Annotated in this window: 20 protein-coding genes and 1 pseudogene; 10 read left to right on the forward strand and 11 right to left on the reverse strand. The window is 67.3% G+C overall.

Annotated features, from left to right (window positions below):
- Window positions 1–99 precede the first annotated feature (99 nt).
- A complete protein-coding gene (locus NF616_RS19220; RefSeq protein ID WP_252275306.1) occupies window positions 100–1,992 on the reverse strand; it encodes an ATP-binding protein in 1,893 nt (630 codons plus the stop codon).
- Window positions 1,993–2,209: 217 nt separating this feature from the next.
- On the opposite strand from NF616_RS19220, the gene NF616_RS19225 reads away from it, so the two are divergent.
- The 4 genes from NF616_RS19225 to NF616_RS19240 all read left to right on the forward strand — a co-directional run bounded on the left by NF616_RS19225 (window position 2,210) and on the right by NF616_RS19240 (window position 5,824).
- Window positions 2,210–3,232, forward strand: coding sequence for an NAD(P)H-dependent glycerol-3-phosphate dehydrogenase (locus tag NF616_RS19225; protein WP_252275307.1), 1,023 nt, complete (start codon window positions 2,210–2,212; stop codon window positions 3,230–3,232).
- 13 nt (window positions 3,233–3,245) lie between these two features.
- The gene (locus NF616_RS19230) at window positions 3,246–3,593 is read left to right on the forward strand and encodes a DUF4389 domain-containing protein (protein WP_252275309.1); all 348 of its coding nucleotides are present in this window, start codon (window positions 3,246–3,248) and stop codon (window positions 3,591–3,593) included.
- Complete coding sequence (gene sixA, locus NF616_RS19235; RefSeq protein WP_252275311.1) at window positions 3,590–4,042, forward strand: phosphohistidine phosphatase SixA; 453 nt, start codon at window positions 3,590–3,592, stop codon at window positions 4,040–4,042. Before NF616_RS19230 ends, sixA begins: the two co-directional genes overlap by 4 nt.
- Before the next feature lie 117 nt (window positions 4,043–4,159).
- The gene (locus NF616_RS19240) at window positions 4,160–5,824 is read left to right on the forward strand and encodes an AMP-binding protein (protein ID WP_252275313.1); all 1,665 of its coding nucleotides are present in this window, start codon (window positions 4,160–4,162) and stop codon (window positions 5,822–5,824) included.
- Between the two features lie 772 nt (window positions 5,825–6,596).
- Here NF616_RS19240 and cobA read toward each other — a convergent pair.
- The 7 genes and pseudogenes from cobA to NF616_RS19275 all read right to left on the reverse strand — a co-directional run bounded on the left by cobA (window position 6,597) and on the right by NF616_RS19275 (window position 16,119).
- Entirely contained in the window at window positions 6,597–7,334 is a 738-nt protein-coding gene (gene cobA, locus NF616_RS19245; RefSeq protein WP_252275315.1) for a uroporphyrinogen-III C-methyltransferase, read from the reverse strand.
- Between the two features lie 11 nt (window positions 7,335–7,345).
- A complete protein-coding gene (locus tag NF616_RS19250) occupies window positions 7,346–10,078 on the reverse strand; it encodes a nitrate reductase (protein ID WP_252275316.1) in 2,733 nt (910 codons plus the stop codon).
- Window positions 10,079–10,097: 19 nt separating this feature from the next.
- Window positions 10,098–11,318: pseudogene (locus NF616_RS19255) on the reverse strand (NAD(P)/FAD-dependent oxidoreductase); the annotation flags it as partial.
- Window positions 11,319–11,595: 277 nt separating this feature from the next.
- The gene (locus tag NF616_RS19260) at window positions 11,596–13,263 is read right to left on the reverse strand and encodes a bifunctional protein-serine/threonine kinase/phosphatase (protein ID WP_252275318.1); all 1,668 of its coding nucleotides are present in this window, start codon (window positions 13,261–13,263) and stop codon (window positions 11,596–11,598) included.
- A gap of 199 nt (window positions 13,264–13,462) precedes the next feature.
- On the reverse strand, window positions 13,463–14,674 hold the full coding sequence (locus tag NF616_RS19265; protein WP_252275319.1) for a NarK family nitrate/nitrite MFS transporter: 1,212 nt from the start codon (window positions 14,672–14,674) through the stop codon (window positions 13,463–13,465).
- A 483-nt stretch (window positions 14,675–15,157) separates the two neighbouring features.
- On the reverse strand, window positions 15,158–15,541 hold the full coding sequence (locus tag NF616_RS19270) for a hypothetical protein (protein WP_252275321.1): 384 nt from the start codon (window positions 15,539–15,541) through the stop codon (window positions 15,158–15,160).
- Window positions 15,542–15,678: 137 nt separating this feature from the next.
- A complete protein-coding gene (locus tag NF616_RS19275) occupies window positions 15,679–16,119 on the reverse strand; it encodes a thioesterase family protein (RefSeq protein WP_252275323.1) in 441 nt (146 codons plus the stop codon).
- Window positions 16,120–16,203: 84 nt separating this feature from the next.
- On the opposite strand from NF616_RS19275, the gene NF616_RS19280 reads away from it, so the two are divergent.
- From NF616_RS19280 to NF616_RS19295, 4 genes are all read left to right on the forward strand, one after another.
- A complete protein-coding gene (locus NF616_RS19280; RefSeq protein ID WP_252275325.1) occupies window positions 16,204–16,926 on the forward strand; it encodes a ZIP family metal transporter in 723 nt (240 codons plus the stop codon).
- 57 nt (window positions 16,927–16,983) lie between these two features.
- On the forward strand, window positions 16,984–17,679 hold the full coding sequence (pyrF, locus tag NF616_RS19285; RefSeq protein WP_252275327.1) for an orotidine-5'-phosphate decarboxylase: 696 nt from the start codon (window positions 16,984–16,986) through the stop codon (window positions 17,677–17,679).
- Between the two features lie 148 nt (window positions 17,680–17,827).
- Window positions 17,828–18,589: an SDR family oxidoreductase gene (locus NF616_RS19290; protein ID WP_252275329.1), complete on the forward strand. Its 762-nt coding sequence runs from the start codon at window positions 17,828–17,830 to the stop codon at window positions 18,587–18,589.
- A gap of 129 nt (window positions 18,590–18,718) precedes the next feature.
- Window positions 18,719–19,615 carry a bile acid:sodium symporter family protein gene (locus NF616_RS19295; RefSeq protein ID WP_252275331.1) on the forward strand — a complete coding sequence of 299 codons (897 nt, stop codon included), beginning with the start codon at window positions 18,719–18,721 and terminating at the stop codon, window positions 19,613–19,615.
- Between the two features lie 56 nt (window positions 19,616–19,671).
- Here NF616_RS19295 and NF616_RS19300 read toward each other — a convergent pair whose 3' ends face one another.
- Complete coding sequence (locus NF616_RS19300) at window positions 19,672–20,871, reverse strand: benzoate/H(+) symporter BenE family transporter (protein ID WP_252275332.1); 1,200 nt, start codon at window positions 20,869–20,871, stop codon at window positions 19,672–19,674.
- Window positions 20,871–21,476 (reverse strand): LysE family translocator, encoded by a 606-nt coding sequence (locus tag NF616_RS19305; protein ID WP_252275334.1) that lies wholly within the window; start codon window positions 21,474–21,476, stop codon window positions 20,871–20,873. The genes NF616_RS19300 and NF616_RS19305 overlap by 1 nt, the downstream gene beginning before the upstream one ends.
- Before the next feature lie 141 nt (window positions 21,477–21,617).
- On the opposite strand from NF616_RS19305, the gene NF616_RS19310 reads away from it, so the two are divergent.
- Window positions 21,618–22,241: a hypothetical protein gene (locus NF616_RS19310; protein WP_252275336.1), complete on the forward strand. Its 624-nt coding sequence runs from the start codon at window positions 21,618–21,620 to the stop codon at window positions 22,239–22,241.
- On the opposite strand, the gene NF616_RS19315 is transcribed toward NF616_RS19310, so the two are convergent.
- Window positions 22,242–22,694, reverse strand: a complete 453-nt coding sequence (locus tag NF616_RS19315; protein ID WP_252275338.1) for a MarR family winged helix-turn-helix transcriptional regulator — start codon at window positions 22,692–22,694, stop codon at window positions 22,242–22,244.
- 84 nt (window positions 22,695–22,778) lie between these two features.
- Between NF616_RS19315 and NF616_RS19320 the strand changes: the two genes are divergently transcribed.
- A complete protein-coding gene (locus tag NF616_RS19320; RefSeq protein ID WP_252275339.1) occupies window positions 22,779–23,939 on the forward strand; it encodes an aminotransferase-like domain-containing protein in 1,161 nt (386 codons plus the stop codon).
- Window position 23,940: the final 1 nt, after the last annotated feature.

Below are 23,940 nucleotides of genomic sequence, written 5' to 3' on the forward strand. Positions count from 1 at the left end.
ATGTTCTTGTGTAGCGGCAGACTAGTCATAGACTGTTGCGTCATGGTGAAAGTCACAGCCCAGTGTGAACATCTGTATACCGGAAGTTGTTGCCGCAGATCATCGCCGGGCCTCGCCATCATCCGGTGATGATGGCTCCGCCGCGTTGCGCTTGGCCACCCAGCGCAGCAGCACACGCTCCAGATCGGCACGTTTGAACGGCTTGGCCAGGTAATCGTTCATCCCCGCCTGCAGGCAGGCCTCGCGATCGCCCTGCAGGGCATTGGCGGTCAGGGCGATGATCGGTGTGCCGCTTTCCGGAGCGATGCGACGGATCTGCCGGGTCGCCTCGTAGCCGTCCATGACCGGCAGGCGGCAGTCCATCAGCACGGCGACGAAGCGGCGCGCGTCGAAGGCCTGCACCGCCTGCGCGCCGTCGCCCACCAGCGCTACCTGATAGCCAAGGCTGCGCAGCATCGCCTCGATCACCGTCTGGTTGACTGGGTTGTCCTCCACCAGCATTACTTCCTGGCCCTCGCCGGCAGGCGTCTCGTCTCGTGCGGTGGCCGGGCTGGTGAGAGTGCGCGGGCTGAAGGGCAGCGGGATCTCCAGGGTGAACACCGAGCCGCTGCCTTCCGTGCTGGCGGCGTGCAGGGTGCCGCCCATGCGCTCGGCCAGGGTGCGGGCGATGGACAGGCCCAGGCCGGTGCCGCCGTAGCGCCGGGAAATCGAGGTGTCCGCCTGCTGGAACGCATCGAACATGTGCTCCAGGCGCTGCGGGGCGATGCCGATGCCGCTGTCGTGCACCGCGCAGGTGAACCACAGCACCTCGTTGTCCAGCGGCTGCCAGCGGGTCTCGATGCGGATGCCGCCTTCCTCGGTGAATTTCAGCGCGTTGCCCAGCAGGTTGACCAGGATCTGGCGGATGCGGGTCGGGTCGCCCTGCACCTCGAAATCCTCGAGCCCCGCCTGGTTGTCCAGGCGCAGGTACAGGCCGCGCTGCTGGGCGCTGTGCTGGAACACCTGGATGGAGCCGAGCAGCAGGTCCAGCAAACTGAAGGGGATGCGCTCCAGCTCCAGGGCGCCGCGCTCGATACGCGAGAAGTCGAGGATGTCGTTGATCACCTTGAGCAGGTGTTCGGTCGACTCGGTGGCCAGGGCCGCGTATTCCGCCTGCTCCTGGGTCATCTCGGTGGTTTCCAGCAGCTGCAGCATGCCCAGCACGCCGTTCATGGGCGTGCGCAGCTCGTGGCTCATCATCGCCAGGAAATCGGATTTGGCGCGACTGGCCTGCTCGGCCTCCTCGCGGGTCTGGATTAGCTGCTGCATAGCCTCGCGCTGCTCGCGGCCGGCGCGTTCCAGTTCGGCGGCCAGGGCGTTGATGTGGCGTGCCAGATCGCCCAGCTCGCCGCTGTCGGTTTCCGCTAGGCTGGTGCGGTAATCGCCGGCCTTGATCGACTCGAGCGCCTGGCCCATGGCGCTCAGCGGCTGCGCCAGACGCCGCGCCAGCTGGCGTGCGAGGAAGAAGGTCAGCACCAGGGCGATTAGCGCCAGCAGCGTGGCCTTGAGCAGGATGCCCTGCTGGCGGCTGGTGAAGGCCTCGTCGGACATGCCCACCACGACGCGCCCCAGATAGTCGTCGGTAGTGCCATGCTCGCGGCGGATCGGCGCATGGAAGATGTCCACCCGGGATGCGGGCTGGTCGACCCTACGCTCGACGTAGACCAGGATGTTCTCGGCCCGGTCGCGCACTTCCAGGAAGCGCACGTTGGGCGTCTGCAGGGTGGCGCGCAGGAGCGTCTCCAGCACCTGGACATCGCCGATGGCCACGCCGTGGGCCGTGGCCGGCGCCAGCTGGTTGGCCATCAGTTGGCCGGCCTGGTTGATCTCGTAGCGCAGGTCCTGCAGCCGCGTATGGGTGAAAAAACCGGTCAGCAGCAGGGTCAGCAGCAGGGCTGGGCCGACGCTGATCAGCTGGGTGCGGGTGTGGATGTCCCACTTGCGGCCGAACATCAAACGCCGCCCCAAACGCTGCGGAGAGGGTGGACGGGGACGGGCGGGGAGGAGGGATGAACGCGCACGGAACGGCCTTGTTCTCTCTGGCATGACAGGCGCATGTTAACCGAGAAGCCCGGCTTTGCCAGTGCGCGGGTCACGCGCAGGACTGGCCGGTCGGCCGAGCCTTCGTGATAATGCGGCATCCGCCTTCGATGGCCCGTTTGGATTTCCTATGACCGAGCAACTACCCGTTGCAGTACTGGGCGGCGGCAGCTTCGGCACCGCTCTTGCCAATCTCCTGGCCGCCAACGGCCAGCGTGTCCTGCAATGGATGCGTGATCCCGAGCAGGCCGAGGCCATGCGCACGCGGCGCGAGAACCCGCGCTACCTCAAGGGCATCAAGCTGCTGCCCGGCATCGAACCGGTCACCGACCTGCCGGCCACGCTGGCCGCCTGTGAGCTGGTGTTTGTCGCGCTGCCGTCGTCGGCGCTGCGCCAGGCGCTGCAACCGGTGGCCGCAGGTCTCGCCGGCAAGCTGGTGGTGAGCACCACCAAGGGCATCGAGGCCGAGAGCTTCAAGCTGATGAGCCAGATCCTCGCCGAGGTGGCGCCGCAGGCGCGCATCGGTGTGCTGTCCGGACCCAACCTGGCGCGCGAGATCGCCGAACACGCGCTGACCGCCACGGTCATCGCCAGCGAGGACGAAGCGCTCTGCGAGCGGGTGCAGTCCGCGCTGCACGGCCGCACCTTCCGCGTCTACGCCAGCCGCGACAGCTTCGGCGTCGAGCTGGGCGGCGCGCTGAAGAACGTCTACGCCATCATCGCCGGTATGGCCGCCGCACTGGGCATGGGCGAGAACACCAAGAGCATGCTGATTACCCGTGCCCTGGCCGAGATGACCCGCTTCGCCGTCACGCTCGGCGCCAATCCCATGACCTTCCTCGGCCTGGCCGGGGTGGGCGACCTGATCGTCACCTGTTCGTCGCCGAAGAGCCGCAACTACCAGGTCGGCTACGCCCTGGGCGAAGGCCTGTCGCTGGAGGACGCGGTGGCGCGCCTGGGCGAGGTGGCGGAAGGCGTCAACACCCTCAAGGTGCTGAAGAACAAGGCCGAGGAGCTGCAGGTCTACATGCCCCTGGTGGCCGGCCTGCATGCCATCCTGTTCGAGGGGCGCACGCTGGATCAGGTGATCCAGGCGCTGATGCGTGGCGAGCCCAAGACCGACGTAGACTTCATTTCCCCTAGCGGCTTCTGAGAAGGAGAGCGGCATGAGCAACGAAACCAAGGAACTGGAACACGAATCCATCGCCCTGCGCATTCTGTGGATGGTGATCTTCGCCATCGTCTGGCAACTGGCCGAGATCGTCCTCGGCTGCGTGGTCCTGCTGCAGCTGGGCTACCGCCTGTTCTACGGTGCGCCCAGCGGCTCCCTGCAGGGCTTCGGCGACAGCCTCAGCCAGTACCTGCAGCAGATCGGCCGCTTCGGCACCTTCAATACCGAAGAGAAGCCCTGGCCGTTCGCCGACTGGCCGACCCCGCGCGCGCCGGAAGACAACGAGCCGCACGTCGTGCCGCCGGCGCCGCACCCGGTGCGCGACGAAGAACCCAAGCTGTGACCCTCTGGCTGCTCCGCCACGGCGAGGCCGAGCCGCGCGCGCGTAGCGATGCGGAGCGCGCCCTCACCGAGCGTGGCCGCAAGGAAGTGCGGTGCAGCGCCGAGCACCTGCGCGGCCGGCCGCTGACGCACATCCTGGTCAGCCCCTATCTGCGCGCCCAGCAGACCGCCGAGATCGTCCGCGAGGTGCTGGGCCTGAAACTGCCGCTGACCACGGTGAACTGGGCGACGCCGGACGATTCCGTGCGCGAGGCGGCCGGCCACCTGGACGGCTTTCCGGGGGAGTCCCTGCTGGTCAGCCACAACCCGCTGCTGGGCAATCTCTCCGGCCTGCTGATCGACGGTCATCTGCAGCAGCCGCTGGGTCTGCACACCGCCAGCCTGGTGGAACTGGACGGCGAGCCCGTGCCCGGCCTGATGCATCTCGTCGGCCTTCATCACCCGCAGTAGAGCGGCTCCGCGCTCTGTAACATTTCTTCACTTGCCGCACCTCCTGACGCATGGAATATTCAACCAAGCAAGTGCTTGGTTGCTCCCTGTGACAAAAACAATAAACAAGGAGGCCCCGTGGCCAGTGCAGTCCGTTTGCCGCTCGAAGCGTTCTTCGAACGCGAATCGCGTCACCCGAACAAGACCTACCTGATCCAGCCCTTGGCCGGCGGGCAGGTGGAGCAGCTGACCTGGGCCGAGGTCGGCGAGCAGGCGCGGCGTGCCGCGGCCTGGCTGCGCAGCCTGGAGTTGGAGCAGGGCAGCAAGATCGCGATCATTTCGAAGAACTGCGCCCACTGGATCGTCACCGACCTCGCCATCTGGATGGCCGGCTACGTCTCGGTGCCGCTGTATCCCAACCTCACCGCCGAATCGGTGCGTCAGGTACTGGAGCATGCCGAGGCGAAAGTGGCATTCATCGGCAAGCTGGACGACTGGCCGGCCATGGCGCCCGGCGTACCGGAGAGCGTGACCACCGTGGCCCTGCCGCTGCACGCTGAGGGGACCTTCGACCGCCTGTGGAGCGACCTGCAGGCCTGCGCGCCGATTCAGGACAAGCCGCGCAACCAGCCGGACCAGCTGGCCACCATCATCTACACCTCCGGCACCACCGGCATGCCCAAGGGCGTGATGCACAACTTCGGCAATTTCGGCTTCACCGCCAGCCAGGCCACCGAGCTGTTCGGCGTGAGCGAGCAGGACCGGGGGCTGTCCTACCTGCCGCTGTGTCACGTGGCCGAGCGCATGTTCATCGAACTCAACTCGCTGTACAGCGGCATGACCGTGTACTTCGCCGAGAGTCTCGACACCTTCCTCGAAGACCTGCGGCGTGCCCGGCCGACGATCTTCTTCGGCGTGCCGCGGATCTGGACCAAGTTCCAGATGGGTGTGTATTCGAAGATGCCGGCGCAGAAGCTCGACCGCCTGCTGTCGATCCCGCTGATCGGGCGGCTGGTCGGGCGCAAGGTGTTGCGCGGCCTGGGCCTCGACGCCGTGCGTTTCGCCCTGTCCGGCGCCGCTCCGGTGCCCGATGCTCTGCTGGCCTGGTATCGCCGCCTGGGCCTGGAGTTGCAGGAGGTCTATGGCATGACCGAGAACTGCGGCTATTCCCACGTGTGCCGCCCCGGCCGTTTCAAGAAGGGTTGGATCGGCCAGAACAACCCGGGTGTCGAGGTGCGCATCAGCGAAGTGGGCGAGGTGCTGGTGCGCAGCGGCTCGACCATGCAGGGCTATTACAAGGAGCCGGGCAAGACCGCCGAGGCGATGACCGAGGACGGCTTCCTGCGCACCGGCGACAAGGGCGAGCAGGACGCGGACGGCAACCTGCGCCTGACCGGGCGGATCAAGGAAATCTTCAAGACCAGCAAGGGCAAGTATGTGGCCCCGGCACCGATCGAGAACCGCCTGGCCGTGCACAGCCATATCGAGCAGGTCTGCGTGGTGGGCGACGGCCTGCCACAACCGCTGGCCCTGTGTGTGCTGTCCGAGGCGGGGCGCAAGGAGCCGCGTGAGCATCTGGAGGGCAGTCTCAGGCGTCTGCTGGATGAGACCAATCAGGTGCTGGACAAGCACGAGCAGCTCAACGGGCTGGTGCTGGTATCCGAGGTCTGGGCGGTGGACAACGGCTTCCTGACGCCGACGCTGAAGATCAAGCGCGCTTCGGTGGAGAGTGTCTACGGCGCGCACTTCGGGGCCTGGGGCGAGCGGCGTGAAGGGGTGGTTTGGCACCAGCAGGCCAGTTGAGCATCTTGGAATGGGGAGCTCTGATACCGCGCTGGCAAGATTGTGTGAGCTTGGAGGGGATTTGCTTTCAAGCCGATTATCGAGCCTACCGATACTTCCCGTTTCGCCCTTCCCGGGCGACCTACTTTTCCAGTCGCGGAAAAGTAGGCAAAACGCTTGCCCCTGCATACGGCCCTGCGCTTCGCTCCGGGTTCGTTCGCTCCATCGCCGCTCCAGGGGCACGTCGCGAAGGGCCATCCCTGGCCCATCGCGCCTCTCGCGGCTTCCATGCCGCTCAACCCCTTACGCAGCGATTCCACTCACCCTCCTGAAGGGGCGTTTGGTGCTGCCTGATGGTTCGCATGAGAAATCCAAGAGCGAAAGAAAACACCCAAGCAACTCGGAGTCCGAGTCCCCGTCAGGAGGCCGAGTGGAGGTGTTGCGTAGGGGAGCGAGCCGCAGGGACGCGGCGAGAGGCATAGCGGGACAGGGATGGCCCGTGTATGCCGGCCCCCGGAGCGGCACCGGAAGGAGGGACCCCCGCCGCAGGCGGGGCCGGATGTCGGGGGCGCTTTCTTTTGCTTACTTTTCTTTGCGCAAACAAAGAAAAGTGAGTCGCCCGAAAGGGGCGAAACAGGAAGTATCTACATGCTCGGCAATCGGCTTGAAATCAAATCCCCTCAGCCTCACACAGCCTTGCCAGTCCGGAGTCCAGGCCTCACTCCTTCTTGAACCAAAAAAAAGCCCGGCCAAACCGGCCGGGCTAAGCACTACTCCGCAGGAGCGAAGGGGATCAGGCAATTTCTGCCAAAGCTTGAATCTGTTGCTGCGACGCCACTTCGCCGATCACCAGGATCGCCGGACTCTTCAGCGCAAAATCGATGGCGGCCTGCTGCATGGCGGCCAGGGTGCTGCGGCACTCGCGCTGCTGCGGCAGCGAGGCGTTCTCGATCATCGCCACCGGCATGTCCGCGCGCATGCCGCCGGCCAGCAGGCTTTCACGGATTTCTGGAAGCTTGGCCACGCCCATGTACACCACCAGAGTGGTGCCGCCCTGGGCCAGGGCCTGCCAGTTGAGGCTGCTGTCGTCCTGGGTGTGGGCGGTGACCAGGGTCACGCCGCGGGCCACGCCGCGCAGGGTCAGGGGGATGCCGCAGTGGGTGGCACCGGCGAGACCTGCGGTGATGCCGTTGACCATCTCCACGTCCACGCCGTGTGTGGTGAGCCAGTCGGCTTCCTCGCTGCCGCGGCCGAAGATGCACGGGTCGCCGCCTTTCAGGCGCACCACGCACTTGCCCTGGCGCGCATAGCGCAGCATCAGGCGATGGATGAAGGCCTGCGGAGTGGAGCGGCAGCCGCCGCGCTTGCCCACCGGCACGACACGGGCATCCGGGCAGTGCTCCAGCACGGCGGAGTTGACCAGGTCGTCGATCATCACGATATCGGCCTGTTGCAGGGCCTTCACCGCCTTGAGGGTCAGCAATTCCGGATCGCCAGGGCCTGCGCCTACCAGCCAGACTTTTGCATTCATGGTTCTACTCCTCAGGCTTCCACGGCGACGGCGGCCACATGGGTGACCAGCAGTCGTTTGATTTCCGGCACGCACGAGCCGCAGCTGGTGCCGCACTTCAGCTCGCGCTTGAGCCCGTCCAGGTCCAGGCCGCGCTCGATACCGGCGCACACCGCGTCCTGGCTGACGTTCATGCAGTTGCACAGCACCTTGCTGGCCTTCATGCCGCCACCCGGCGGGGTGGCCAGCGGGGCGAGCAGCCAGCGGCGCAGGTCGGCATCGGTGCTGCCCTGTTCCCACAGGCCCTTGAGCCAGTCGCGGGCGGCGGTTTCGCCGGCCAGGCGCACGGCGACGATGCGCCCGCCCTCGATGCGCACGCGCTTGCCCACGCGGCGCTTGGCGTCGTCATAGGCCAGCACCGGGCCCTGGTCGACGCCGAGCAGGCTGTCGATCTCGGCCAGCAGGTCGGCGTCCGGCGCCGCCTCGGCAGCAGCCTTGATCAGCAGGGCCGGGCGCTGCTCGCGGCCGGTTGGCGTCAGGCTGGCGTAGGCGAAGCGTTCGAACAGTGGGCGCAGGGCCTCGAAGCGGCTCTGCACATCGCCTTCGATCAGGGCGAAGAACTGCCAGGGCAGCTCGGCGCGCTCCACCTGCACGGCGCTGATCTTCAGCTCCGGCTGCTTGGACAGCGGGTCGAACGCCGGCTGGGTCAGCACGTTGGTGCCCAGGCCCTTGAGGAAGCGGTCGCCCCAGTGCATCGGCAGGTAGGCCTGGCCCGACTGCAGGGCGTCGTCGGCCTGCACCGGCAGGATCAGGCCGCCACGGCGGCTGCGCAGGTGGATCAGCTCGCCGGGCTGCAGGCCGCGCTGGCGCAGCTCGTCCGGGTGCAGGCTCAGCACCGCCTCGGGGGCGTGGCCGAACAGCCGTGCCGCGGTGCCGGTGCGGCTCATGCCGTGCCATTGATCGCGCAGACGCCCGGTGTTGAGCAGCAGCGGGAAGTCGCTCTCCTGGCGTTCCCTGGCCGGTACGAACGGATCGGCGACGAAGCGCGCGCGGCCGCTGGCGGTGGGGAAGATGCCGTTCCCGTACAATCGTGCGGTGCCCTGCTGGGCGCCGGCCGGGAACGGCCATTGTTGCGGACCTTGGTCGTCCAGGATCGCGTAGCTGAGACCGGAGAGGTCCAGGTCGCGGCCCTGAGTCAGGTGCTTGTATTCCTCGAACAGCATTTCTGCGCGGTCGAAGTCGAACAGGCTGGGCAGGCCGGGGCGGAGCTGTTGTTCCAGGCGACGGGCGAAGTCGCAGACGATCGCCCAATCCGGCCGCGCCTCTGCGGGCGCTGGCACGGCGCGGCGCACGTGGGTCACGCGCCGCTCGGAGTTGGTCACGCTGCCTTCTTTTTCTCCCCAGCTGGCGGCTGGGAGCAGAAGGTCGGCGTAGTGGCAGGTTTCGGTGGTGAAGAAGGCTTCCTGCACCACCACGAAGGGGCAGGCGGCCAGGGCCTCGTGGACTTTCTGCTGGTCCGGCAGGGACTGGGCCGGGTTGGTGCAGGCGATCCACAGGGCCTTGATCTTGCCTTCGCGCACCGCCTCGAACAGTTCGATGGCGGACAGCCCGGTGCTCTCCGGCAGGCCGTCCACGCCCCAGTAGTGGGCGACTTCGGCGCGGTGCTCGGCATTGCTGGCCTCGCGGTGGCCGGGCAGCAGGTTGCTCAGGCTGCCGGTCTCGCGGCCGCCCATGGCGTTGGGCTGGCCGGTGAGGGAGAAGGGGCCGGCGCCGACCTTGCCGATCTGCCCGGTGGCCAGGTGCAGGTTGATCAGCGCGCTGTTCTTGGCACTGCCGGCGGTGGACTGGTTGAGGCCCATGCACCACAGCGACAAGAACGCAGCCGACTTGCCGATCATCTCGGCGGCGCGGCGCAGGTCGGCCTCGTCGATGCCGCACAGACGCGTCACTTCGCTCGGCGGGTAGTCGGCGGCCAGCTCGCGCAGGGCTTCGAAGCCCTCGGTGTGGGCGTCGATATAGGCCGGGTCGTAATCGCCGTTCGCCAGCAGCAGGTGCAGCAGGCCGTGGAACAGGGCGACGTCGGTGCCCGGGGCGATGGCCAGGTGCAGGTCGGCCAGCTCACAGGTGTCTGTGCGGCGCGGGTCGACCACGATGATCTGCATCTCCGGCCGCGCGGCCTTGGCCGCTTCCAGGCGACGGAACAGGATCGGGTGGGCGTAGGCCATGTTGCTGCCGGCGATCAGCAGGCAGTCGGCCTGTTCGATGTCCTCGTAGCTGCAGGGCGGAGCGTCGGCGCCCAAGCTGCGTTTGTAGCCGACCACCGCCGAGCTCATGCACAGGCGCGAGTTGCTGTCGATGTTGTTGGTGCCGACCAAGGCGCGCGCCAACTTGTTGAAGGCGTAATAGTCCTCGGTCAGCAACTGCCCGGAGATGTAGAAGGCCACGCTGTCCGGGCCATGCTCGCGGATGGTCTCGGCGAAGACATTGGCGGCGTGGTCGAGGGCGCTGTCCCAGTCGGCGCGGGTGCGTGCCAGGCCCTTGCCCAGGCGCAGCTCGGGATACAGGGCGCGGGCGTCCAGGTCGCCGGTCAGGTGCAGGGTCGAGCCCTTGCTGCACAGCTTTCCGTGATTCGCCGGATGGCGGGGATCACCCTGAACGCCGAGAATCTTCTCGCCGTCGTGCTCGATCAGCACGCCGCAGCCGACGCCGCAGTAGCAGCAGGTGGCGACGGTGATCCGGTTCGCCGGCAGCGCGACCTCAGGCATGGGCGGCTTCCCTGATCAGGCCGGCCGCATCGATGCTGGCCTGGCCGAACATCAAATGGTCACGCACGCCGCTGATGTCGGCGCCGCCGCAGATCTGCTGGAAGTACCAGGCGCCGTCCAGGGTGTCGCCGTACAGGCAGCCGCCGACCAGCACGTCATCCTTGATCACCAGCTTCTTGTACACGCTGCCGATGGGGTCGGAGAGGATGATGCTCTCGGTGCCGTCGCCGCCCATGAAGTCGCCGGCGGAGAACAGGTCGATACCGGTGACCTTGAGCTTGGTCGAGGTCACCGAGCCCTGGTAGCGGGCGGTACCGAGCATGGCCAGGTGGTTGGCGCAGACCTTGGCCTGTTCGTACAGCGGCGCGACCAGCCCATAGGCGATGCCGCGGTGGTTGGCGCATTCGCCGACCGCGTAGATGCGCGGGTCGTAGGTCTGCAGGCAGTCGTCGACCTGGATGCCGCGGTTGCAGGGCAAGCCGGCCTTCTCCGCCAGTTCGGTATTGGGGCGCACGCCGGCGGCCATCACCACCAGGTCGGCGGGAATGGTGTCGCCGCTCTTGAACTGTACGGCGCAGACGCGGCCGGTGCCGTAGTCGAGCAGCTCCTCGGTCTGTTCGCGCAGGCGGAAGCGGATGCCGCGGGCCTCCAGCGCCTGTTTCAGCAGTTCGCCCGCAGTACGGTCCAGCTGGCGCTCCAGCAGCCAATCGGCCAGGTGGACCACGGTCACGTCCATGCCGCGCTGGCGCAGGCCGTTGGCCGCCTCCAGGCCGAGCAGGCCGCCGCCGATCACCACGGCGTGGCTGTGGGTGCGGGCGGTCTGCATCATCGTCTCGGTGTCGGCGATGTCGCGGTAGGCGATCACGCCGTCCAGGCGGTTGCCCGGCACGGGCAGGATGAAGGGATTGGACCCGGTGGCCAGAATCAGCCGGTCGTACTGGGCGGTACTGCCGTCATCGGCGATCACCTGGCGCTTCTTGCGGTCGATGGCGACCACCTTGCGGCCCAGGCGCAGGTCGATGCCGTGGCGCTCGTACCAGTCGACGCCGTTGAGCACGATCTCGTCGAAGGTCTGTTCGCCGGCCAGCACGGGGGAGAGCAGGATGCGGTTGTAGTTGGGATGCGGCTCGGCGCCGAACACGGTGATCTCGTACAGATCGGGGGCGAGCCGGAGCAGCTCCTCCAGGGTCCTGACCCCGGCCATGCCGTTGCCTACCATCACCAGCTTGAGCTTGTTCATGCCGGCCATCTCCTGCGTAAAAATCGTGAGCAACAAAAAAGGCGTCCCGCTAGCTGCCTAGCGAGGACGCCTTTGTCCTGGTCCCGATCTGTCGGGAGGCAGCACCTTCAACGTTGAGGGCACTGCCGTTATGTAGTCTCGAGGTCTGTTTTGCAGGTGCCGTGCCAAGTCATTAAAGCCGCGGCTGACGGGGCCTGGGTCCATGTTTCTGGCGCTTTTCAGCCTCGAGAATCGCACCCGTTTAAGGCGGCTCGCGCCCTTGTGGTGCACCGCTGCGCTAGTTCAGCGACAGCACCAGCAACACCAGATTGGCGAGCAGCGAGGCAAGGGCCACGCCGCGCCAGACCTTCAGCGGCTCACGCTCGAGCAGCGGCCGCGGTCGTACGCTGAGCGCCTGGCGCTCGCCGTGCTCCAGGGCCAGCAGCCATTCCTCGGCGGTCTCGAAGCGCTCGTCGGGGCTGGCGGCGACGGCGTGCAGCAGACAGTCGTCGAGCCAGGCCGGCAGATCGGGGCGGTAACGGCTGGGCGCCGCCGGGCTGCCGAAGCGCGGATGCTGGAACGCCTCGATCTCGCCGTAGGGGTAGTGGCCGGTGAGCAGCCGGTAGAGCGTGACGCCGGCGGCGTAGAGGTCCTGCTGGCGGTCCGGGGCGGCGCCGGCGAAGGACTCCGGGGCGATGTAGCTGGGCGTGCCGGGCAGGGCGTGCTGCTCGTCGCGGGACAGGCCGGGGCAGTAGGCCAGGCCGAAGTCGAGCAGGCGCAGCTCGCCGTCGTCGCACCAGAGCAGGTTCTCCGGCTTGATGTCGCGGTGCAGGATGTTGCGCCGGTGCAGCAGGCCGAGGGCCTTGAGCAGGCGCGGCGCCAGGTCCAGCCACTCCGGCAGGCCCAGCGGGCCGCTCAGGCGCAGGTGCTCGGCCAGGGTCTGGCCGGCGTATTCGCGCTGCACGTAGTACAGGTGCTGGCGCTGCGGCAGCGGGTGTGCCTCGGGAAAGTGGCGCCCGGCGACGCGGCGCAGGAACCATTCCTCCAGCAGCAATGCCGGGCCGGCCTGGGCCTCGTCGTGGCGGCTGGCCGGCAGGGTCTTGAGCAGCCAGCGCCGTGCCTGGCCATCGCGCACCCGATAGACCATCGATTGCCGCGATTCCGCCAGTACGCGCTCGATCTGCCAGCCCTCGAACTCCTGGCCTTCGCGCAGCCGCGGCGGCAGCGGCCACTGTTGCAGCTGGGCGAGCGTATCGGCCAAGTCGTTGTCCGGCAGCTCGTCGACCTGCACCAGCACGGCGCTGGCATTGTCCTGGCTGCCGGCCAGGTGAGCGGCGGCGACCAGTGCGTTACAGGCCGCAGCCGGGTCGCTCTCGTCCTGCAGCAGGCTGCGGATGCCGGCGTCGCCCAGGGTCGACCAGACGCCATCACTGACCAGCAGATAGCGCTCGCCCTCGCGCAGCTCGCCCTCCAGGTAGTCGACCACCAGATGCTGGTCCAGGCCCAGGGCGCGTTTGAGCACGTGCTGCATGCCCGGCTGCTCCCACACATGGTCCTCGCTGAGGCGTTCCAGCTGGCCCTGGTGCAAGCGGTAGGCACGGCAATCGCCGACATGCGCCAGGGTGAAGCGGCGGCCGCGCAGGATCAGGGCGGAGAGGGTGGTCAGCAGCGGCTGGCCGCCGCCGTTGGCCTGCAGCCAGCGGTTGTGGGCGACCAGCAGGCGGTCCAGCGACTGGGCCACGGCCCAGGTCTCGGGCGTCGAGTAGTAGTCCAGCGCCAGGGCCTGCAAGGTGGCACGGGCGGCCAGGCCGCCGTCGGCGCACTGGCTGACGCCATCGGCCAGGGCGAACAGGAAGCCCTTGCTGGCCGCGAGGCTCGGCGCCGGGGTGACCACGCGGATGGCATCCTGGTTTTCCGCGCGCGGGCCGGTGGCGGTGGCTTCGCCGAAGCTCAGTTGCAAGGCCATGAGGGCTCTCTCGTGCGAAGGGCGCCACCGAGGCGCCCGAGGTATTCAAGTCGGTTGAGACAAAGGCCGAGCCGCCCGGCTCCCAGGAGTGTTGCCACTCCACCTTTCCTGACCAGTGCGAGGGAGTCCGTGACCGCCCCGCCTTTGTCGCAACCGTCCTGCGGCGAACGCCGGGCGCACGAGGCGCCCGGCGGGTGGATCAGACGCGGGCGGCAGTGACCGCGGCGCTGCCCCAGGTGGTGCGCCAGCGCAGCTTGACGCCGTGCAGGCCGAACCAGGCCAGCACGCCCAGGCTGGCGAACAGCCACAGGCCCAGCTGGTAATCGCCGGTGGACTGCTTGATGGCCCCCAGACCTGCGGTCAGACAGAAGCCACCGATGCCGCCGGCCATGCCGATCAGCCCGGTCATCACGCCGATCTCCTTGCGAAAACGCTGCGGCACCAGCTGGAACACCGCACCGTTGCCGGCGCCCAGGCTGAGCATGGCGACCACGAACAGGCCGAGCGCGGCGTAGGCGCTGGGCAGGTTGAAGCCCACCGCGGCGATGCAGATCGAGGCGCAGGTGTACATCATCAGCAGCGAACGGATGCCGCCGATGCGGTCGGCCAGGGCGCCGCCCAGCGGGCGCATCATGCTGCCGGCAAACACGCAGGCCGCGGTGTAGTAGCCGGCCTTGATCGGGTCGAAGCCGTACTGATCGTGGAAGTAGCCGGGCAGGGTGCTGGCCAGGCCGAGGAATCCGCCGAAGGTGATGCTGTAGAAGAACATGAACCACCAGCTGTCACGGTCACCGAGGGCCTTGAGGTAGTCGCCGAGGGACTTCGGCGCCGGGCGTTCGGGGGCGTTCCTGGCCACGCTGGCGAAGATGATCAGGGTCAGCACCAGCGGGATCAGCGCCAGGCCGAACACGTTGCCCCAGCCGAAGGCGGCGGCCAGCCCCGGGGCGAACAGGGCGGTCAGCACGGTGCCGGAGTTGCCGGCGCCGGCGATGCCCATGGCCTTGCCCTGGTGCTGCGGTGGGTACCACTGCGAGGCCAGCGGCAGGGCTACCGCGAACGAGGCGCCGGCGAAGCCGAGGAACAGGCCCAGCAGCAGCGCCTGCTCATAGTTGTGAATGCCGTGATGCCAGGCCACCGCCAGGGCGGAGATGACGATCACCTGGCCGATCAGCCCGGCGGTCTTGGGCGAAGTGCGGTCGGCCAGCAGGCCCATCACCAGGCGCAGCACGGCGCCGGCCAGGATCGGCGTGGCGACCATCATCGCGCGCTGCTGGGTGGTCAGGCCCAGGTCGGTGGCGATTTGCACGCCCAGCGGGCCGAGCACGTACCAGATCATGAAGCTCAGGTCGAAGTAGAGAAACGCGGCGAACAGCGTCGGTGCGTGGCCGGCTTTCCAGAAACTCGTATTCATCCAACACCTCGTCATTGAGAAGAGTCCCGCCAGCGGCGAGGTGACGCGATCGTGGGCACGTCGCCTCGCCGGGGCGGGAGAGCCCGGCGCTTGTGGCACCAGGCCCGTGGCCGAAGCCACAGCCAGGTTGCGAGCCGGCTCGCGAGATCGAGAGCCGGCTCTTCGAGAGTTACCGGCCGGGCCCGGATCACGGGCGCCGACCGCCCCAGTCACTGGGGCTGAAACGCAAAAGGCGCCGCACCACTGGCCGCCAGAGCGGAGTAGGTGCGACGCCTTTGTCGTTTCGGTGGCAACCGCCGTTGGATGCCCTGTCAGCGCTTGAGCAATAGTCGGGCCAAGGCAGGATTGATTGGCAAATCAGTGGCTTACAGCGAAGGGTGGCAATGTCGCTGGTTCAATACCGTGCGCACGGTGGGTGGTGCGCACTGAGTTGAGGCGGTGAGCGGCGGCAACGACCGATGCGACGCCGCTATTCGACGACGGTCAATTGCGTTGCCTGAGGCGACGGTCCAGCGCATATCCCGCCGCGCCGCCGGCGAGAATGGGCAACAGCGCGTAGATTGGGATGAAGATGATGCCGAGGGCGGCCTGGGCATCCGCGGCGAGATCGAGGGAGTAGTGCGCCCAGGCCAGGTAGCCGAAGCCGAGCACCGATGGCAGCAACAGGGGCTGCGGGCAGTGATACAGCAGGCTGATGCCGAGGATGCTGCCCCAGGCGATGGCGTTGAAGGCGCCGAGGAAGATCCAGCCACCGACGCTCGTGTCGGTGTACTGCCCGAGCCAGTCCGGGCCACCGGGAAGCCGCGCCAGATAGGGAAGGGCCACGCCCAGCAGAATCACCATCAGGCGTGCCTGGAACAGGGTCATCGATGTGCCTCGTTTGGGTCCGTCAACAGGGTGAGTGTCCCAGAACCAGATGATTGATCAAACTGACGCCATCGACCGCCTGGGCTGGCGGTTACGCGAGAGTGCCCGTGGCAGCTGAGTCCGCCAGGCTTCTTCTTTCAGTCCAGCCAGTTCACATCCGGAAAGGTCGCGCGAAACTCTTCCGGCATCGGCACCACCTTGTTCTGCACGTAGTCGAAGAACACGAAGCCGGACTTGGCCAGGGCGATGAGCGTGCCGTCCGCCGGGCGGGTGATGCGGAAGATGATGTCGCCGCCATAGCGGTTGAAGTCCATGACGCCGACCTCGAACAGCAACTGGTCACGCGAGTGCGACTCGGCGCGGTACATGGTGGCCAGGTCGGTGACGATGATGCCGTGCTGCTGGTCCGCCTCCTTGATGCCGAACTCGAAGAGGAAGCGCGCCCGGGCCTCGGAGATCATCGAGATCATGGCGTCGTTGCCCAGGTGGTTGCTGGCGTTGATGTCGGTGCTGCGCACGGTCATGTGGGTGCTGTAGCAGAATTGCTGGCGGGAGAAATCGAGCTGGAGACGGGCCATGACTGCTGCCTGGTCGGAAAGGGGGCGACAGTCTACCCTCGGCGCTCCGTTGCGAAAGCATTGTCATGGTGAATGGGGGAACGCATGACCTGGAACACGACCCTGCAGGTCGGCCTGTGGGGCTGGTTGGCGGCGAGCAGTCTGTTGCTGGGTGCGGCGATCGGGCTGCTGGTCAGGCTGCCGCGCAAGGCCGTGGCCTCGATCATGGCCTACGGCAGCGGCGTGCTGATCGCCGCCGTCTGCTTCGAGCAGTTGCCGGACGCCCTGCGCATGGGCGGGCACCTGGCGACGCTGGGCGGGATGTTCTGCGGCGGGCTGGTGTTCGTCCTCGCCAGTCGCGGGCTGGAGCACCTGCAGAGCGGCGGCCAGGGCGCCATGCTGGGCCTGCTGATCGCCGCCGGGGCCTTTCTGGACGGCATTCCCGAGTCCCTGGGCCTGGGGCTCGGCCTGCTCGACGGCGGCTCGGTCAGCCTGGTGATGCTGGTGGCGATCTTCCTTTCCAATCTGCCAGAGGGCCTGGCCAGCGCCGCCAGCCTGCGAGAAGAGGGCCGCAGCCGGGCCTGGGTGTTCGGCCTGTGGGGCGTGATCGTGTTGCTTTCGGGCCTGGCGGCCATGGCCGGACCGAGGCTGTTCGCCGGGCTGCCGGATGTCTGGCTGGCCTTCGTCCTCGGCTTCTCCGCCGGCGCCGTGCTGTGCATGCTGGTGGACAGCATGATTCCCGAGGCCTTCGCCGAGACCCATGCGCTGACCGGGCTGATCACCCTGAGCGGCTTCATGACCGCGCTGGCACTGGACAAGGTGTTCTGACCACGGCCGCGGCTTCCGCTACAATGCGCGGCGTTTTCAGCCCGCCGTGAGCCCCTCATGTCCTGCCAGACCCCGATCATCGTTGCCCTCGATTTCCCGTCCCGTGATGCCGCCCTGGCGCTGGCCGACCAGCTCGACCCGAAGCTGTGCCGGGTCAAGGTGGGCAAGGAGCTGTTCACCCGCAGCGGCCCGGCGGTGGTCGAGGCCCTGCAGGCCAGGGGCTTCGAGGTGTTCCTCGACCTGAAATTCCACGACATCCCCAACACCACCGCCATGGCGGTGAAGGCGGCCGCCGAGATGGGCGTATGGATGGTCAATGTGCATTGCTCCGGCGGCCTACGCATGATGGCGGCCTGCCGCGAGACGCTGGACCAGTTCAACGGCCCGAAGCCGCTGCTGATCGGCGTGACCGTGCTGACCAGCATGGAACAACCCGACCTAGCCGGCATCGGCCTGGACGTGGCGCCTCAGGAGCAGGTGCTGCGTCTGGCCGCGTTGGCCGCTGAAGCCAAGCTGGATGGCTTGGTCTGCTCCGCCCAGGAAGCCCCGGCGTTGAAGATCGCCCAGCCAGGGCTGCAGCTTGTCACCCCCGGCATCCGTCCGGCCGGCAGCGCCAGCGATGACCAGCGCCGCATTCTCACCCCGGCTCAGGCCTTGCAGGCCGGCTCCGACTACCTGGTGATCGGCCGTCCGATCAGCCAGGCCGCCGACCCGGCCAAGGCGCTGGACGATATCGTCGCGCAGCTGGGCTGACCCCGCCCGCATCCAGAAGAGTGATGAAGCGCCGGTAGGCTTCATCATTCCTTTGGATGATCCGGCACATCGCACTCTGATAGTGCTGCTTGCCCGCGGCCGCGCTGGCTAGACTTCCGCTCATTTCCACTCCTGCGAGGATGCAGACATGAGCATGACTTTCTCGGGCAAGGTCGCCCTGGTCACCGGCGGCGGCGCCGGCATCGGCCGTACCACCGCACTGGCATTCGCTGCCGAAGGCCTGCAGGTGGTGGTGTCGGACGTCGATGTGGCGGGCGGCGAAGGTACCGTCCAGGCGATTCGCGACGTCGGCGGCGAAGCGCTCTTCGTGCCATGCGACGTGACCCGCGACGCCGAGGTCAAGGCGCTGATGGAGCAGGTGGTGGCGGCCTTCGGGCGGCTGGACTACGCCTTCAACAACGCTGGCATCGAGATCGAGAAAGGCAAGCTGGCCGACGGCGACGAGGCCGTGTTCGACGCCATCATGGGCGTCAACGTCAAGGGCGTGTGGCTGTGCATGAAGCACCAGCTGCCGCTGCTGCTGGCCCAGGGCGGTGGCGCCATCGTCAACACCGCCTCCATCGCCGGCCTCGGCGCGGCGCCGAAGATGAGCATCTACGCCGCCTCCAAGCACGCGGTCATCGGCCTGACCAAGTCCGCCGCGGTCGAGTACGCGAAGAAGAAGATCCGCGTCAACGCCGTATGCCCGGCGGTGATCGACACCGACATGTTCCGCCGTGCCTACGAGGCCGACCCGAAGAAGGCCGAGTTCGTCGCCGCCATGCACCCGGTCGGCCGCATCGGCAAGCCGGAGGAAATCGCCGCCGCGGTGCTGTACCTCTGCAGCGATGCGGCCGCCTTCACCACCGGCCACAGCCTGGCCGTGGACGGCGGGGCCACTGCGATCTGAAGAGACAAGGGCGCCGCGAGGCGCTCTTTTTCGTTGGCGCCCAGGTAATCATTTGGCACACAAAGCCAGTTACATGGGCTAGCCGACTCGTCAAGAATCGCCGCTGGATCGTTCCGGAGAACAATAACAATGACCGCAAGTGCCTTGACCACCACGTTCCTTCCCATCGCCCTGGGCATCATCATGCTCGGCCTGGGCCTGTCGCTGACCCTGGCGGACTTCGCCCGGGTGGTGAAATTTCCCAAGCCGGTGCTGATCGGCCTGGGTTGCCAGCTGCTCCTGCTGCCGCTGGTGTGCTTCCTCATCGCCAAGGGCTTCGGCCTGGCGCCGGCCCTGGCGGTCGGTCTCATGCTGCTGGCCGCCTCGCCCGGCGGCACCTCGGCCAATCTCTACAGCCACCTGGCCCACGGCGACGTGGCGCTGAACGTGACCCTGACCGCGGTCAACTCGGTGGTGGCCATCCTCACCATGCCCTTCATCGTCAACCTGTCGCTGGCCCACTTCATGGAGGGCGACCAGGCCATTCCGTTGCAGTTCGCCAAGGTGGTGCAGGTGTTCGCCATCGTCCTCGGTCCGGTGGCCATCGGCATGATCATCCGCAAGCTGGCCCCGGGGTTCGCTCAGGCGATGGAGAAGCCGGTGAAGATCATCTCCGCGCTGTTCCTGGTGCTGGTCATCGTCCTGGCCTTCGTCAAGGATTGGCAGACCGTGCTGGATTACGCCCCGGTGGTGGGCCTGGCCGCGCTGCTGTTCAACCTGATCAGCCTCGCCGTCGGCTACGGCGTGCCGCGCCTGATGAAGCTGCCGCGGCGCCAGGCGATCGCCATCGGCATGGAGATCGGCATTCACAATGGCACCCTGGCCATCGCCCTGGCGCTCAGCCCGATGCTGCTGAACAACGCCACAATGGCGGTGCCGGCGGCGATCTACAGCTTCATCATGTTCTTCACCGCCGCGGCCTTCGGCTGGTGGGTCAACTTCGCTCACGGCAAGGAATTGGCGGCCGAGGAGACCCAGGCCGCCTGAACCCAGCCGCAAATAAGAAAGCCCGGGACCTGCCCGGGCTTTTCATTTGCGGCGGATCAGCGTCTGCGCCCGTTGAGGATCAGCAGAGTTACGGCACCGCCGATCAGGCCCCAGAAGGCCGAGCCGATGCCCAGCAGGGTCATGCCCGAGGCGGTGATCATGAAGGTGATCAGCGCCGCGTCGCGCTCGGCCGGCGCGCTCATCGCCTGGGCCAGGCCGTTGCCGATGGAGCCGAGCAGGGCGAGCGCCGCGATGGACAGGATCAGGGCGCTGGGCAGGGCGACGAACAGAGCAGCCAGGGTGGCGGCGAAGATCCCGGCTATGCCGCAGAACACGCCGTTCCACAGGGCTGCGGTGTAGCGCTTGCGTTTGTCCTCGTGGGCCTCGGCACCGGTACAGATGGCCGCGCTGATGGCCGCCAAGTTGATGCCGTGGGAGCCGAAGGGCGCCAGCAGCAGCGAGGCGATGCCGGTGGTGGCGATCATCGGCGAGGGCGGCACGTCGTAGCCATCCGCGCGCAGCACAGCGAGGCCGGGGATGTTCTGCGAGGCCATCGCCACCACGAACAGCGGGATGCCGATGCTGATCGCGGCGCTGAGGGAGAAGCTCGGCGTGGTCCACACCGGCACCGCCACCTCCAGTTCGAAACGGCTGAAGTCGAGCATGCCCTGCGCGCCGGCCACGGCTGCGCCGACGATCAGCGCGACCATCACCGCATAGCGCGGCACCAGGCGCTTGCACAGCAGGAAGCTGAAGAACATGGCCAGCACCAGCAGCGTGCTGGTCTGCGCAGCGACGAAGATCTCGCTGCCGATGCGGAACAGGATGCCGGCCAGCAGCGCCGCCGCCAGAGAGGCCGGCAGGTGGCGCATCACCCGCTCGAACGCACCGGAAAGGCCGAGGAGGGCGAGCAGCACCGCACAGAGCACGAAGGCACCGACCGCCTCCGGGTAGCTCACTCCCGGCATGCTGGTGATCAGCAGCGCCGCGCCGGGGGTCGACCAGGCCACCACGATGGGCGCGCGGTAGCGCAGCGACAGACCGATGGTGCAGATGGCCATGCCGATCGACAGCGCCCACAGCCAGGAGGCAATCTGCGCGGCGCTCAATCCCGCGGCCTGGCCGGCCTGGAACATCAGCACCAGCGAGCTGGTGTAGCCGGTGAGGGCGGAGACGAAACCGGCCACCACGGCCGAGGGCGAGGAGTCGGCGAGCGGGCGCAGGCGGCGGGAGTCGTCCATGGTCGAGTCGGTCATCAGAAGCTGTCCTTGAGAATAGGGTAGAGCGAGGCCACCAGCAGCAGGGCCATGCCGATGTTGAAGGCGCGCAGCACGCGCGGGCGGTTGAGCCAGCGGCGCAGCAGGCTGCCGGCCACCGTCCACAGGCCGACGCTGGGGCAGTTGACCAGGGCGAACAGCGCGGCGATCAGCAGCACGTTGACCAGGAAGCCGTCCTGCGGCGTGTAGGTGGTGATGGCGCCGATGGCCATGATCCAGGCCTTGGGATTGACCCACTGGAAGGCCGCCGCCTGCAGGAAGGTGAAGGGTTTGCCGGTGGCCTTGCCGTCGGCGTCCGGGGCGCCTGCGCCTGCGATCTTCCAGGCCAGGTACAGCAGGTACGCGGCGCCGCCGTAGCGCAGCGCCGTGTACAGCGGCGGGAACCGCTCGAACAGCTGGCCCAGGCCAAGGCCCACGGCGGCCACCAGCACCATGAAGCCCAGGCTGATGCCGAGCATGTGCGGCACGCTGCGGCGCACGCCGAAGTTCACTCCGGACGCCAGCAGCATCATGTTGTTCGGGCCGGGCGTCACCGAGGTGACGAAGGCGAAGAGGACGAAGGCGATCAGCAATTCCGAGGTCATGGCGGTTCTCCGTGGATGCTGGCAGCCTATGCGCAGCCTGCTCGGGCGTCGCGGTACAGCGATTCGGTCAAACGGCCGTACAGTTTCATAGCCTGACGGGGCCGGCGGCGACTGTTCCCATTACACAAGGAGAAATGCTCGATGGATCAGAACAATCCCTATGCCGCGCCGCGGGTGGAGTTGGTCGACGCCCAGGCACCGCGCCCGCTGTCCGGCTGGAATCCGGGGCAGCTCAGGGGGCTCGGCTGGCTCAACCTGGCCTATGTAGTGGTCACGCTGGCGGTGATCGGCCTGGCGTTCGCTCCCGAGCTGACCCTGGTCGGCGATTGGCTGAGCCTGGCGGGCACGCTGCTGGGCTGCTATCTGGCACTGCGCCTGAAGGCGTTCCTCGAGGCGCGCTTCGATGCCCGTGGCCTGACCTGGCCGGTGTGGCTGAGCGTGGCACTGAGCCTGCTGCTGGAGCTCGCCCAGCTGTATTGGGGCGAAGCGTCGCTGAGCAACCTCGGCGCGCCTTCGATCACCTATTTCGCGCTGCTCGCACTGCTTGGGCTGGTGATGTTGTGGACGGGCATCGTGCTGCTCAAGGTGGTAAACGCCTATCCCTCCGTGCGTGTCCTGGCCTGGCTGAATGTCGCCGCAGGCGTGCTGGTGGCCTCGGTGATCCTGATGATGATCGGCGTATTGCCGTTGCTCGCGGCCATGGTGGCCTCGGCGCTGGTGTTCTTCGGTGGCGCCAAGGAGCTCGAGGGCAGCCAGGCGGCCTGATCAGTCCTCGCCGGCGGCCTGGCGGGCCTTGCCCAGGGCCTGGTTGATCGCCAGCCAGGCGCGCACGGCCGGTTCGCCGGCGTCCTTGAAGACCTTCTCCAGCAGCCGCGCCTGCTCGCGGCGCAGCGCCTGTTCGAGCCTGGCGCCCTCGGTGGTGAGACCGAGCTGGCGTTTGCGCTTGTCGTCGCTGGCGGCGACGCTCTCGACCATGGACATTTCCTGCAGCTGGCGCAGCGGGATGTTCAGCGCCTGCTTGGTCACGCCGAGGTAGCCGAGCAGTTCCTTCACGCTCAGGCCTGGATAGCGGGCGATGAAGAACAGGATGCGATGGTGCACGCGGGACAGACCACGGCGTGCCAGCATCTCGTCGGGCTTGGCGGTGAAGGCCTGGTAGCCGAAGAAAAAGGCTTCCATGGCGGCCTGCTGCGAGCTCGGCTTTTTCAGGTCAAGCATATTGACGTATCCATTCCCGGCGTCGTAGTTTCGGTCAAACAGTTTGACCCAATTTATCCTGCCCGTGCTACCGGTGACTCTCCCATGGCCTTCTCCGAACGCGTTGCCCGCCTGAAAAGCTCCCTGATCCGCGAAATCCTCGCCGCGGCGCAACGTCCGGAGGTGATGTCCTTCGCCGGCGGCCTGCCGGCCGAACCGATGCTGCCGAAGGTGGACTGGAGCGAGATGCCGGCCTCCATCGGCCAGTACGGCATGAGCGAGGGCGAGCCAGCGCTGCGCGAGGCAGTGGCCGCCGAGGCGCGCAAGCTGGGCGTGCCCTGCGACGCGAGTCAGGTGCTGATCACCTGCGGTTCGCAGCAGACCCTGGACCTGGCCAGCAAGCTGTTTATCGATCCGGGTACGGAAATTCTCGTTGAGGCGCCGACCTACCTGGCCGCGCTGCAGTCGTTCCAGCTGTTCGGCGCCGACTGCATCACCGTGCCGCAGGAGGCCGACGGCCCCGAGCTGGAGGCCCTGCGCGAGCGCCTACAGAACCATAAGCCGGCCTTCGCCTACCTGATTCCGACCTTCCAGAACCCCTCCGCCGTGCGCTACAGCGAGGCCAAGCGCGACGCCGTGGCGGCGCTGCTCGACGAGTTCGACGTCACCCTGATCGAGGACGAACCGTACCGCGAGCTGGTGTTCGACGCCGGTAGCGCCACGCCGATCGTCAGCCGCCTCAAGCGCACCAGCTGGATCTACACCGGCACCGTGTCGAAGACCCTGCTGCCGGGCCTGCGCGTGGGCTTCCTGATCGCCAGCCCGGATCTGTTCCCGCACCTGCTGCGCCTGAAACAGGCCGCCGACCTGCACACCAACCGCATCGGTCAGTGGCAGGCGCTGCAGTGGTTCGGCACCGAGAAGTACAGCGCTCACCTGGCCGAGCTGCGCCACTTCTATCGCGTACGCCGCGACGCCATGCAGGTGGCCCTGGAGGAGCACTTCGGTGATCTGGCCAGTTGGCAGGTGCCGCAGGGTGGTCTGTTCTTCTGGCTGACCCTGAACGACAAGCTGGACACCCGCACCCTGCTGCAGCCGGCCATGGCGCAGAACGTGGCGTTCATGCCCGGCGAGCCGTTCTTCGTCGATCCGGATGCCAACCCCGGTCATCTGCGGTTGAATTTCAGCCATGTGCCGCCGGAGAAGCTGGGCGAAGGCCTGCGTCGCCTGGCGGCGGTCATCCGTGAAGCGCAAGGAGGGCAATAGC

The sequence above is a fragment of the Pseudomonas subflava genome (assembly GCF_023823685.1).
Classification (GTDB): Bacteria; Pseudomonadota; Gammaproteobacteria; order Pseudomonadales; family Pseudomonadaceae; genus Aquipseudomonas; species Aquipseudomonas subflava.